A 12180-nucleotide genomic window follows, 5' to 3' on the forward strand; every position below is an offset into this window, starting at 1 on the left:
GAACGGGCACCGGATCGAGCGCCGGGCAGGCCTTGCACCTGCATTTCCCCGCAGGAAGCGGGGCGTCTTTCCTTGGACCACCAACGCAGTACCAGCCACCGCGAGTTGCGGCGACCAGCTCGGTAACGATCATACCGTACGCCGCACGGCGCCCTGCGGATCGTCGAGCTTGCCGACCAGGCCGCGCAGCACCGGCCCGTACTCGGGGTGGGCGAGGGCGAAGGCCATCTGGGCGACGAGGTAGTCGGCCGGGTTCCCGGTGTCGTACCAGCGGCCCTGGATGACCTGCCCGTACACGGCCCGGCCCGCGGCGTAGGCGTTGATGGCGTCGGTCAGGTACACCTCGCCGGTCCGGTGCTCGTACCAGCGGCGGGTCTGCTCGCGCAGCTCGTCGATGATGCCGGGGGTGACGACGTAGCCGCCGATGGCCGCGTACGGCGACGGCGCGTCGGCCGGGGCGGGCTTCTCGACCAGGCCCGTGATGCGCAACTGGCCGTCGCCGAGGTCCTCCTTGACGATGGGCACGCCGTAGCGCTGGGAGTCGGCGGGGTCCATGGGCAGCAGGGCCAGCACCGGGCAGCCGGTCTGCTCGTAGGCGCGTATCAGCTGCTGGGCGCGGGGCACCTCGGCGACGAACACGTCGTCGGGCCAGAGCACGAGGACGGGCTCGTCGCCGAAGGAGCGGGCGGCGTTCAGCACGGGGGTGCCGTTGCCGTACGGGCCGTACTGGTCGAGGTAGGTGATGTGCCCCTTGCGGGCCAGTTCGGCGACCTCCTCGACGGCGTCGGCGTGGGCGGTCTTCCCGTCGGCGCGCAGCTGCTCGACGAGGGCCGGGTTGGGCCGGAAGTGGTCCTGGATCAGGCTCTTGCCGCCCGAGACGACGATGGTGATGTCGGTGATCCCGGAGTCCACCAGCTCACGCACGGTGTGCTCGATGACCGGCTTGTCGCCGACCGGGAGCATCTCCTTCGGCGTGGCCTTGGTCAGGGGCAGCAGGCGGGAGCCCAGCCCGGCGGCGGGGATCACGGCCCTGCGGATCGTCGGGGGCATCAGGTCTCTCTCGGTCGGACGGCAGGTACGGCACACGGGGTACGGGGACGCTATCAACGCGGGCCGCGCGGCCGGGGAAACGCGGGCCGCCGGGGACACTTCGTCCGGGCGACGTGCGGGTGACGTGCCCGTGGCGGGCCGGTGCCGGCCGGGGTCGTTCCCCCGGGGCCCCTCACGCGGGTTCCCGCGCCGCGGCCCGGCGCCGCCGCGCTCGCCAGTACCACTCGTTCTGCCTGGCCGTGGAGAACCCCATCGCCGCGTAGAGCAGGGCCTGGCAGGCGGCCGGCACGGCGGCGATCCCCCACCAGAGAGTGGGGGGCCCGGGCCGCGGACCCCGCCGCACCGGGAACTTGCCCTCGGGGTCGACGGTCACGGTGAGCCGGTCGCCCACGGCGAGGTGCCCGGCGCCCACCGTGCCGGCCAGCCGGTGACCGGACAGATCGGCCAGCCGGGCCACCGGCCCCCCGTCGCTCAGGCCTCCCGCGCCACCGGCCTGGAACACGGAGGTCACGACCGCCCGCTCGACCCGGCCCCGGTCGTGCAGTGCCTGCTGCTCCAGCGCGTAGACGAAGGTGGCCGTCGTCAGAGCGACGCACACCGCGGCCACCACGTCCAGCTTCCCGAACTCCCGGTGGCTGTCGAGGAGGAGGAAGACCAGGCCGATCAGACAGCCGACCGCGAGGACGGCACCGACGAAGACGAGCTGCGACGCCCAGCGGTCGGGCGCTTCGGCCACCGCGTACGCGATACCGAAGGAGCCGGCGGTCACCAGGGCGCTCGCGGGCACCGCCAGTGCGGTCCACAGCGCCCGCACGGTCCACGTCCGCAACCGTGTCGTCTCCTCGGCCTCGTTCATGACACGGTCCTGCCCAAAGCGTCACCGCCTGATGCCGCCCGGCGGTGGTGCCGCGGGGGCAGGTCGATCTCGGCCCGTACGGTCTTGCCGGGCGCGTCGGCGCGGTCACGCCGAGGCGGCCGTACGGCCCCGGGTGCGGGCGGCCGCCGTTCGGCCCGGGTGTCGGTGACCTCGACCCGCAATCCAGGTCATGCCGCAGGTACAGGAGACGCACGCTGGCCTTGACGGCCCCATGCGGCTCCTGGAGGCACCGGAGAACCGCTGGTTCGCGTACTGCGAGGGTCAGGAGAGCGGTCAACTTAAGCCGCCCTCTCCTGGCGCAAGTCGAGCTACAGCAGCGGCGGCTCCGCCGCTTCCCCCGCCGCCTGGGCGGACTTCCTCGCGTACGCCGGTGGCCCGATTCTCGGTGGCCGATAGGATCGTGCCATGACCGCCGTCGTCGACTTCCTGCCCACCCGCCCCCACCGCGTCGTCGTCCTCGCGCTCGACGGGGTCTACCCCTTCGAGTTGGGCATCCCGAACCGGGTCTTCCCCTGCGTGCCCGGTGCCTACGACGTCGTGACCTGTGCGGCAGCGCAGGACCGTACGGTGGCGACCAGTGCCGACTTCTCGGTGACCGTGGAGCACGGGCCGGAGGCGCTGGAGCACGCGGACACCGTGGTCGTACCGCCGTACGACATGGCGCGGATCGCGCAGGAGCTGCCGGAGCCCGTCGCCGCCGCGCTGGCGCGGATCCGGCCCGGGACCCGGATCGTCTCCATCTGCACGGGGGCGTTCGCGCTCGCGGCGGCCGGGATGCTGGACGGGCGGCCGGCGACCACGCACTGGGCGCTGGCGCCCCGGTTCCGGCGGATGTTCCCGCAGGTCGCGCTCGATCCGGACGTGCTGTTCATCGACGACGGGGACGTGCTGACCTCGGCCGGGGCCGCCTCCGGCGTCGACGTGTGCCTGCACATCGTGCGCTCGGACCACGGCAGCGCGGTCGCCAACAGCGTGGCCCGGCAGTGCGTGGTGCCGCCATGGCGGGACGGCGGGCAGGCCCAGTACATCGAGCAGCCGGTGCCGGACGAGGGGGCCACGGGGACGGCGGACACCCGGGCGTGGGCCCTGGAGAACCTGGCACGGCCGCTCGCGTTGCAGGAGCTGGCGGAGCACGCGCGGATGAGCCGGCGCACCTTCGCCCGCCGGTTCCAGGAGGAGACGGGGACGAGCCCCGGGCGCTGGCTGATCCAGCAGCGGGTACGGCGGGCCCGCGACCTCCTGGAGACCAGCGAGCTGCCGGTCGACCGCATCGCCGCCGAGGTCGGTTTCGCCACGGGCGCGTCACTGCGGCAGCACCTGCACGCGGCGATCGGCGTCTCCCCGCAGGCCTACCGGAACACGTTCCGGGCCACGGCGGTGAGCAAGGCCTGAGCAGGGTCTCGCCCCGGGGCGGGGTCCCGTCACCGGGACGGGTCGCGCCGGGGCGAGCCGGGGCCGGGCCGCGCGGTCACTTGCCGGGGCACTGCTTCCAGGCGAGGTGGTAGACGGTGCTGATCTCGCCGTCGGTGGAGTCCATGGTCATGAAGCTGACCTTGCCGGGGTTCGCGCTGCCGGCGTTCACGCGCAGCTCGGTGTTGATGTTGAAGTTGCGCTGGACCCCGCAGGGCGCCCAGACCAGCTGGGCCCAGTCGGTGGTGTCGGTGGCCTCCCAGTTGTCGTTGTAGGGGCCGCTGAAGGGGTGGCTGGCGGACGCGGTGTTCGAGGAGCCCTGGAAGTAGTACGAGGCCCGCTGGGTGCCGGTGGCGCCCGGTTGGAGCGAGGCGAAGCCGCGGTAGTCGGCGCTGGCGATGGCGTAGGTGAAGCCGCCCGGCACGTGGACGACCAGGTTGAGCTGGCAGTTGCGCCGGAAGGCGGTGGGGTCGGAGTTGCCGCCGGCCTGGGCGAGGTAGTCGCTGTAGGTGACGGTGAAGGCCTCGTTGTCCTCGGACACGGCGACCGCGGTGGTGCCCGCCGGACAGCCGGAGCCGTTCACCGTGGCCACGTTGATGACGATCTTGTCCGGCGGCGGGTCGTCGAACACGGGCGACGACGAGGCCTTGGCCTGCGCGGGCAACCCGGCGGTGAGCAGCGCGGCGAGCGCTCCGCCGAGCAGGAGGCGGTGTCTCCTGGGTGCCATGGTTTCTCCAGTTCGAGTGATTCGAGTGGGGGGTTGCACCCGCGGTCCCGACGGTTCAACTTTGAAGAAACTGTGTGTTTCCTGTGAAGACCGGGGCGCTCGAATCGTAGGAACCATGGCATGAACCGGTCAGGGCGAACTCCGGCCATTCACACCGCCGGATTTCACAGCCCCGCCCGGGACAGACGAGGAGGAGCAGCCTTCGCAGCACAGCCTCCGACGGGAGCCCGATGTTCACGTACGCCGCAGCACTGGTCTTCCTGGTCTTCTGCATCCGCGTGGTGCTGGACCCGCGCCGCTTCAGCAACGCCGTCCTCCTCGGGATCACCGTCACCCTCGTGTCGGTCTCCGCGTTCGTACGGCCCGAACGGCCACCGGTGTCGCTGCGGACGACGGCCCTGGCCGTCGGCACGCTGCTCGTCCTGGGCGCCCTCGTCCTCGCGTTCTTCCTGATGGCGAACGGCGTGAAAATGGTCCGCAGAGAGGGCAGCCGCCCCGGCAACCTGCTCACGGTGCTCACCGGACTCGCGGTCCTCGGCTTCCTCGCCCTGCTCGGCACAGCCGTCGCCGGCCGCTCCACCACCCTGGTCCGCGTCGCCGCCTTCTCGACACCCCCGGTCGGCTACGTCTGCTTCCTCTTCCTGTGCTTCCTGGGCTACGCGCTCCTCTACGGCCGGCTGCCGACGCGGCGCAACGTGGACTTCGTCGTCGTCCTCGGCTGCGGACTCGTCGGCGGCTCCCGGGTAGGGCGGCTGCTGGCGAACCGGCTGGACCGGGCCCGCAGGCTGTACGAGGCACAGGCCGCCCGCGGCAACCCGCCGCTCCTGGTCACCTCCGGCGGACAGGGCCCCGACGAGGAGCTCCCCGAGGCCGACGCGATGGCCGCCCACCTGGTCGCGGCCGGGATCCCCGAGGACCGGATCCTGCGCGAGGACCGCTCCCGCAGCACCGAGGAGAACCTGCTCTTCAGCAAGAAGATCATGCGGGAGCTGAAGCCGGAGTACCGGTGCCTCGTGGTGACCAACAACTTCCACGTCCTGCGGGCCGCGCTCACCGCCCGCCGCACCGGCGTCCGGGGCCAGGTCCTCGGCGCGCCCACCGCCCGGTACTTCTGGCCCGGCGCGACGATCCGCGAGTTCGCCGCGGTCTTCCTGCACTACGCGAAGACCAACCTGGGCATCTGCCTGGTCCTCGGCGTGCTGGGACTGGTCGCCCTCCGGTGAGCGGCGGTCACGGGTTCTCCCACGCCGCCGGTTCCGCCGCCAGCGCCCGTACCGGCTCCGGCAGCGCGTCCGCCGCGATGTCGGCCACCGTGACGCCTTCGAGGATCTTGCGGACGTTGGCGCGCAGCGCGATCCACAGGGGCAGCAACGGCTCGGCGGTACCCGTGTACGCGAGGCCCGTCGGGCGCTCCCCGCGCACCGAGACGATCGGGCCGTCGACCGCGCGGATCAGGTCCGCCACGGTGATCGCGGACGCCTCCCGGGCCAGCCGGTAGCCGCCGCCCCCGCCGCGCCGGCTGTCGACCACCCCGGCCCGCCGCAGGTCGCCGAGGATGCCCTCCAGAAACTTGTGCGGGATGTCCTGCGCACCGGCGATCTCCTCCGCCTTCACGGGGCCGTCGCCCTGCCGTACGGCGAGCTCCAGTACCGCCCGTACCGCGTAATCCGCCCGTGCCGAGATCCTCATGCGTCCATTGTGAGGCGTACTCCCGTGCAGAATGACCGGACCCGCGCCCCATAAGATCGCCCGGGAGGATCCCTTGGCGCTCAGCAGACGTACCTTCAGTGCACTCGCCGGCTCGGCCGCGCTCGGCTTCGCCCTGGGCGGCAGCGGCGGCCCCGGGGCGCCCTCGGCGTACGCGGCCCGCAGTGTGCCCACCGGCCCGCCGCCGGCCGCGCCGCGCGCCGACGGACAGCGGCACACCATCGGCTACGACCACCACTCCCTCGTCGTCGACGGCAGACGGCTCGTGGTGTGGTCCGGCGAGATGCACCCGTTCCGGCTGCCGAGCCCGTCCCTGTGGCGGGACGTGCTGGAGAAGATGCGGGCCCACGGCTACAACACGGTCAGCATCTACGTGGCCTGGAACTACCACTCCCCCGCGCCCGGCGCGTACGACTTCACCGGGGTGCGCGACCTCGACCTGTTCCTTCGCACGGCCGCCGAGACCGGGCTGTACGTGATCCTGCGCCCGGGCCCCTACATCAACGCCGAGGTCGACGCGGGCGGCTTCCCCGGCTGGCTGACCGCCACCGAGGGCACCGCCCGCACCACCGACCCCACCTACCTGGGGCACGTCGACGGCTGGCTGACGGCCGTCAACGGCATCGTGCGCCGCCACCAGCTCACGGACGGCGGCGGGACCGTCCTGCTGTACCAGATCGAGAACGAGTACGACGGCCACGTCACCGACCCGGCCGGCCCCGCCTACATGTCCCACCTGTACGAGAAGGTGCGGGCCGACGGCATCGACGTCCCCCTCTTCCACAACGACAAGGGCCGCAACGGCTACTGGATCCCCGGTTCCTTCGACACCGGCCGCGGGCGCGCCCAGTGGCTGTACGGCTTCGACGGCTACCCCGATCCCTCCCACACCCCGCCCGACTGGGGGGACTTCGGGATCGGCGGCCTCAAGGGCGGCGCGACCGCCAGCCCCCGTACGCCCGGGTTCATGCCCGAGTTCGGCGGCGGCTGGTTCGACCCCTGGGGCGGGGTCGAGTTCGGCGGGAGGGGCTACGCCGGCTCCCGCCAGAGCCGGGACGCGGCCTACGAACGCCGCTTCCACCTCACCCACCTCGCCAACGGCATCACCCTCCAGAACGCCTACATGACCTACGGCGGCACCACCTGGGGCTGGCTGCCCGCGCCGGTCGTCTACACGTCGTACGACTACGGCGCGGCCATCGACGAGGCCCGCAACGTGACGACGAAGATCGCGCCGATGCACCAGCTCGGCCATCTCCTGCAACGGGTGCCGGACTTCGCCAAACTGGAACGCGCGGCGGACGTCCACGCGGCCGGGCTCAAGGCGTACCACCTCACCAACCCGGACACCCGGGCGCATGTGTACGTGCTGCGCAACGACGGCGCGAACGAGGTCACGTCCACGCTGCGGACCCACGCCGGCGACGACGTCGAAGTCACCGTCCCCGCCCACGACGCCCGGCTCCTCACCACCGGACTCGCCCTCGGCAAGCGGAAACTGCGCTACTGCACCGCCCAGCCGATGTTCGTCCTCACCACGGGCCGCCAGGACGTCGCCCTGTTCACCGGCCGCTACGGGGAGATGGCCCACCTGGTCCTGGACTGCCCGGTCGAGCCGCTCGTCCAGCGCCTCGACCCGGAGGCCGCCTGGGTCTACGACCAGGACGTCCTGCACGTCACCGCCCCGCTCGGCAAGGGCGGCCTCACCCGGGTCCTGGTCCAGCGCGGCGAGAGCGACACCCCCCTGCTGCTGCTCTTCGCCGACGACGCGACCTCGGTACGGCTGTTCCCGTACGACACCCCGTCCGGGACCGTGCTGGTCTACGGCCCGGCGCTGCTGCGCCACGTGACGCTGGACGGGGAGACCGTGCGGCTCACCGGGGACACGGTCGGCCCGACCGGCCTGGAGGTCTGGGCACCGCGCGGGATCACCCGCGTCACCTGGAACGGGCGGCCGGTGCCGACCCGGGTGAGCCTCGCCGGGAGCCTCGTCGCCACGTCGGTCCTGGCGGGCGCGCCGAAGCCGGCGCTGCCCGTCCTCGGCGGCTGGCGCCGAAAGGCCGAGAACCCCGAGTCGGCGGTGGACTTCGACGACGCGAAGTGGACGGTCGCCGACCGGAAGACGACGTTCAGCACCACGCCGGTGCCGGACGGGCAGCCGGTGCTCTTCGCGGACGACTACGGCTTCCACTACGGGGACGTCTGGTACCGGGGGCTGATCGAGGACGACGCGCTGACCGGCCTGGAGTCCGTCTCCCTCGCCTACAGCACCGGCACCCAGGGCATGCTCATGGCCTGGCTGGACGGGAAGCCGCTGGGCTCGCACCGGATGCCGGTGCCGGACGCGAAGACGGTCCGGCAGGGCAGCTGGCAGGCCACCGCGACCTTCTCCGTGGCGGGACTGTCCAAGAAGACGCTGAAGAAACGGCGCCATGTGCTGTCCGTGCTGGTGCGGCGGATGCAGCACGACATGGACGGCCGGTCCGACGACGCCCAGAAGGCGGCCCGCGGGCTGACCGCCGTGACCTTCGAGGGGGCTTCTCCCAAGGTGGGCTGGCGGATCCAGGGGGCCGGTGCCGCCGACCCGGTGCGGGGGCCGCAGAACAACGGCGGTCTGTACGGGGAGCGGGAGGGGTGGCACCTGCCCGGGTTCGCGGACGGGCAGTGGGAGGGGGTCTCGCTGCCGCGCGCCGACCGGGGGATGGGGGTCAGCTGGTACCGGACGGGGTTCCGGCTGGCGGTGCCGGACGGGGTCGACGCGTCGGTGGGTCTTGTGCTGGAGGACGATCCCTCGCGGGCGTACCGGGTGCAGATCTTTCTGAACGGGTGGAATCTCGGGCAGTACGTCAACGATGTGGGGCCGCAGCACACGTTTGTGCTGCCGAACGGGATTCTGCGGACTCGGGGGGCGAACACGTTGGCGTTGGCTGTGCTTGCGGACGGGACGAGCGAGGTCGGGCCCGGGGTGGTGCGGCTTGAGTTGCTGGGGAGTGCGGCCGGAGGGGTTGAGGTTGCGGGGGTGGACTCCCCCGGCCGTTAGCTGCGGGGTGGGGGGTGCTCGCGCAGTTCCTCCCCCAGCCTTCGGCCGGGGGTACCCCCAGCGCCCCTGAAGGGGCGCTGTCCCTCACGTCAGTCGGATCATGTTCCAGGACAGGGGCTCCAGAACGGCCTTGAGTGTGCCGTCGGCCAGTGTCGTGCCCGCTGCCGGGTGGGGGGTGACCCGCTCGGGTTCCTCCAGGGTGTTGCGGGCGTCGGGGTTCTCGTCCGCCAGGACGCTGTGCTCCGCCACGGACGTCAGGCCGAGGCCGCCCACGACCACCTCCAGCGGCAGCGCCTCCGTGCGGCTGCGGTTGACGGCGAAGACCGTGACCGTGCCGTCGGCCGCGCGGACCGCCGTCGCGTGCAGGAGGCTCGTCTCGCCGTACTTCTTCGTCTCGTGCGTCGGCGAGTCCACCCGCACGTCCAGGACCTGGCCCCGGCCGTGCCGCGACGCCTGGGCGAACGGGAAGAACGTCGTCTGGCGCCAGGCCGGGCCGCCCGGTTCCGTCATGATCGGGGCGATCACGTTGACCAGCTGGGCCAGGCAGGCGACCGTGACCCGGTCGGCGTGCCGGAGCAGGGCGATGAGGAGGGAGCCGAAGACCACGGCGTCCATGACGCTGTAGTTGTCCTCCAGCAGGCGGGGGGCCTCGGCCCAGTCCCGCGCGGCGGAGTTCTCGATCTCGTGCCACCTCGACGTGTACCAGACGTTCCACTCGTCGAAGGAGAGGTTGATCTTCTTCTGGGACTTCAGCCTGGCGCCCACGTGGTCACAGGTGGCGACCACGTTCTCGATGAAGGACTCCATGTCGACGGCGGAGGCCAGGAAGGAGTCCAGGTCGCCGTCCTGGGGCTCGTAGTAGGCGTGCAGGGAGATGTAGTCCACCAGGTCGTACGTCTCCGCGAGGACCGTCGCCTCCCACTCGGCGAAGGTCGGCATGGACTGGCTGGAGGAACCGCAGGCGACCAGTTCCACGGACGGGTCCATCTGGCGCATGGCGCGGGCCGTCTCGGCGGCGATGCGGCCGTACTCCTCGGCCGTCTTGTGGCCGGTCTGCCAGGGGCCGTCCATCTCGTTGCCCAGACACCAGAGCGTGATGCCGTAGGGGTCCTTGTCGCCGTGGGCGGCCCGGAGGTCCGACAGGGCGGTTCCGGAGGGGTGGTTGGCGTACTCCTGGAGTTCCAGGGCCTCCGCCACGCCCCGGGTGCCGAGGTTGATCGCCATCATCGGCTCGGCCTGCGGGCCGACCTTCTTCAGGAAGGCGATGTACTCGGCGAGGCCGAAGCGGTTGGTCTCCGTCGACCGCCAGGCGAGGTCGAGGCGGCGGGGGCGGTCCTCGGCCGGGCCGACCGAGTCCTCCCACTTGTAGCCGGAGACGAAGTTGCCGCCGGGGTAGCGGAGGGTGGTGACGCCGAGTTCGCGGACGAGGTCGAGGACGTCCTGGCGGAGGCCTTCGGCGTCGGCCGTGGGGTGGGTGGGCTCGAAGATGCCGGTGTAGACACAGCGGCCCAGGTGCTCGACGAAGGAGCCGAAGATACGGGGGTTGACTTCGCCGACGGTGAAGGCGGGGTCGAGGGTGAAGCGGGCGGTGCGCAATGTTCGCCTTTCGAAGGGGGTGCCTTGTGTTTCATGGGCGGGTGCGTCGGGGCTGGTCGCGCCCACGCGGCGGAGCCGCAGACGGACACAGCCCCGCGCCCCTAAAGGGGCACTGGCCAGCCGTCTTTTGTCCAGCTCAGGGGGTTCAGCCCGAGCTTTGGCGTGCCGTTGTCGTCGGCGTCGTAGTAGTGGTAGGCCAGCCAGGTCCTGCCGTGGGTGCGGAACGTGGACTCTCCTCCCGGGCCGATGTAGCGGCCGTGGGAGGCGAGGAGCAGGTCGCCGCCTCCGTTCAGCATCGGCGTCCCCGTGCTGTCGGTGTACGGGCCCGTCACCTTTGTCGAGCGGCCCACTCTGATCTTGTACGTCGAGTTCACGCCTGCGCAACAGGCGTCGTACGAGGCGAAGAGGTAGTAGTAGCGGCCGCGGTGGAGGATCGACGCGCCCTCGACCGCGTAGGGGGCGTCGGGGCGGGTGGCCAGGTGGGCGATGGTGGCTCCCGGGATCGCCTTGCCCGTCGTCCGGTCGAGTTCGACCATGCGGATGCCGGTCCAGTAGGAACCGAACGCCATCCACAGCCTGCCGTCGGCGCGGACGATGGCCGGGTCGATGGCGTTCCAGGTGTCGGTGGTCTCCGAGGTGAAGGCGGGGCCGTGGTCGGTCCAGGTGCCGGGGAGGCCGGACGGGGAGGTGGCCACGCCGATCGCGGAGTGGTTGGTGCCCCAGGAGGAGACGGCGTAGTAGAGCCAGTAGCGGCCGTCGCGGTAGGAGAGGTCGGGGGCCCAGGGGTCGGCGCTGGAGTTGTAGTCGTACCACCAGCTCGGCGGGGTGGTGAACGCGTTGCCCGCGTCGGTCCAGTCGCGGAGGTCCGTGGAGAGGCGGGCGCCGATGACGCCGCCGGTGGAGTAGGCGACGTACTGGCCGTTGCCGAGCTGGTGGACCGTGGGGTCGTGGATGATCTGCCGGCCGGTGAGCGGGAGGGGGTCGGGGTAGGCGGGGGCGGCGGTCGCGGTGGTGGGGAGGAGGGCGACGGCCGCGGCCGCCAGGAGCGCGGCGCGTCTGGGGAAACGCTTCAACTCGGGCTCCCTACTGGCCGGCCAGGCCCGTGTGGGCGACGCCCGCCACGATCTGGCGCTGGAAGAAGACGAACACGATGATCAGCGGGAGGCCCGCCATGAGGCCGCCGGCCATGAGCTGGGCCCACTGGATGCCGTAGGAGTTCATGACGGTCGCGATGCCGTTCGGCATGGTCATCAGGTCGGGGTTGTTGGTCACCATGTACGGCCACAGGAAGTTGTTCCACGAGGCGATGAAGGTGAAGATGCCGACCGCGGCCAGCGAGGGGCGGGACAGCGGCAGGACGATCGTGAAGAAGACCCGCCAGCGGCCCGCGCCGTCGATGAAGGCGGCTTCCTCCAGTTCGCGCGGGATGCCCTGGAAGAACTTGTAGAGGATGTAGACCATCGCGGCGGGCGCGCACTGCGGCAGGATCATGCCCCAGTAGGTGTCGACCATGCCCATCTGCTGCACCGTGGTGAACAGGGGCACGCCGAGGACGGCCGGGGACACCATCAGGCCGGACATGACCAGGCCCATCAGCGCGCCCTTGCCGCGGAACTCGGTGCGGGCGAAGCCGTATCCGGCGAGCGCGCTCACCAGCAGCACGATCGACGTCACGCAGACCGAGACGACCAGGGAGTTCACGAACCAGTTCGTGATGTTGCCGGTGGCGAAGAGGGCCTTCCAGGGCTCGCTCGCCCTGGAGGTCCGGCATCC

The 12180-nt window shown here is 71.6% G+C and carries 10 protein-coding genes and 1 pseudogene; 4 read left to right on the forward strand and 7 right to left on the reverse strand.

The annotated features are described in order from the left end of the window. Nucleotides 1-129: 129 nt before the first annotated feature. The gene (locus ABZ646_RS26955; protein ID WP_360523963.1) at nucleotides 130-1050 is read right to left on the reverse strand and encodes a UTP--glucose-1-phosphate uridylyltransferase; all 921 of its coding nucleotides are present in this window, start codon (nucleotides 1048-1050) and stop codon (nucleotides 130-132) included. A 172-nt stretch (nucleotides 1051-1222) separates the two neighbouring features. Then, nucleotides 1223-1906: a hypothetical protein gene (locus tag ABZ646_RS26960; RefSeq protein ID WP_360523966.1), complete on the reverse strand. Its 684-nt coding sequence runs from the start codon at nucleotides 1904-1906 to the stop codon at nucleotides 1223-1225. 181 nt (nucleotides 1907-2087) lie between these two features. On the opposite strand from ABZ646_RS26960, the pseudogene ABZ646_RS26965 reads away from it, so the two are divergent. Together ABZ646_RS26965 and ABZ646_RS26970 are read left to right on the forward strand one after the other, a co-directional pair. After that, nucleotides 2088-2204: pseudogene (locus ABZ646_RS26965) on the forward strand (transcriptional regulator); the annotation flags it as partial. Between the two features lie 128 nt (nucleotides 2205-2332). After that, nucleotides 2333-3319, forward strand: a complete 987-nt coding sequence (locus ABZ646_RS26970; RefSeq protein ID WP_360523969.1) for a helix-turn-helix domain-containing protein — start codon at nucleotides 2333-2335, stop codon at nucleotides 3317-3319. A 76-nt stretch (nucleotides 3320-3395) separates the two neighbouring features. On the opposite strand, the gene ABZ646_RS26975 is transcribed toward ABZ646_RS26970, so the two are convergent. Continuing rightward, entirely contained in the window at nucleotides 3396-4064 is a 669-nt protein-coding gene (locus tag ABZ646_RS26975) for a DUF4360 domain-containing protein (protein WP_360523972.1), read from the reverse strand. A gap of 230 nt (nucleotides 4065-4294) precedes the next feature. Between ABZ646_RS26975 and ABZ646_RS26980 the strand changes: the two genes are divergently transcribed. After that, the gene (locus ABZ646_RS26980; protein ID WP_360523975.1) at nucleotides 4295-5287 is read left to right on the forward strand and encodes a YdcF family protein; all 993 of its coding nucleotides are present in this window, start codon (nucleotides 4295-4297) and stop codon (nucleotides 5285-5287) included. 7 nt (nucleotides 5288-5294) lie between these two features. Here ABZ646_RS26980 and ABZ646_RS26985 read toward each other — a convergent pair whose 3' ends face one another. After that, nucleotides 5295-5753, reverse strand: a complete 459-nt coding sequence (locus ABZ646_RS26985) for an Rrf2 family transcriptional regulator (protein ID WP_046729083.1) — start codon at nucleotides 5751-5753, stop codon at nucleotides 5295-5297. 73 nt (nucleotides 5754-5826) lie between these two features. On the opposite strand from ABZ646_RS26985, the gene ABZ646_RS26990 reads away from it, so the two are divergent. Further along, entirely contained in the window at nucleotides 5827-8811 is a 2985-nt protein-coding gene (locus ABZ646_RS26990) for a beta-galactosidase (RefSeq protein WP_360523978.1), read from the forward strand. 84 nt (nucleotides 8812-8895) lie between these two features. Here the strand turns inward: ABZ646_RS26990 and ABZ646_RS26995 are convergent, their stop codons facing one another. From ABZ646_RS26995 to ABZ646_RS27005, 3 genes are all read right to left on the reverse strand, one after another. Beyond that, nucleotides 8896-10407, reverse strand: a complete 1512-nt coding sequence (locus ABZ646_RS26995) for an alpha-N-arabinofuranosidase (RefSeq protein WP_360523981.1) — start codon at nucleotides 10405-10407, stop codon at nucleotides 8896-8898. Between the two features lie 101 nt (nucleotides 10408-10508). Further along, entirely contained in the window at nucleotides 10509-11480 is a 972-nt protein-coding gene (locus ABZ646_RS27000; protein WP_360523984.1) for an arabinan endo-1,5-alpha-L-arabinosidase, read from the reverse strand. A gap of 10 nt (nucleotides 11481-11490) precedes the next feature. Further along, on the reverse strand, nucleotides 11491-12180 hold a 690-nt coding region (locus ABZ646_RS27005), incomplete at its 5' end, for a carbohydrate ABC transporter permease (RefSeq protein WP_360523987.1).

Origin of the sequence: Streptomyces sp. NPDC007162 (assembly GCF_040634175.1) — a bacterium.
Taxonomy (GTDB): domain Bacteria; phylum Actinomycetota; class Actinomycetes; order Streptomycetales; family Streptomycetaceae; genus Streptomyces.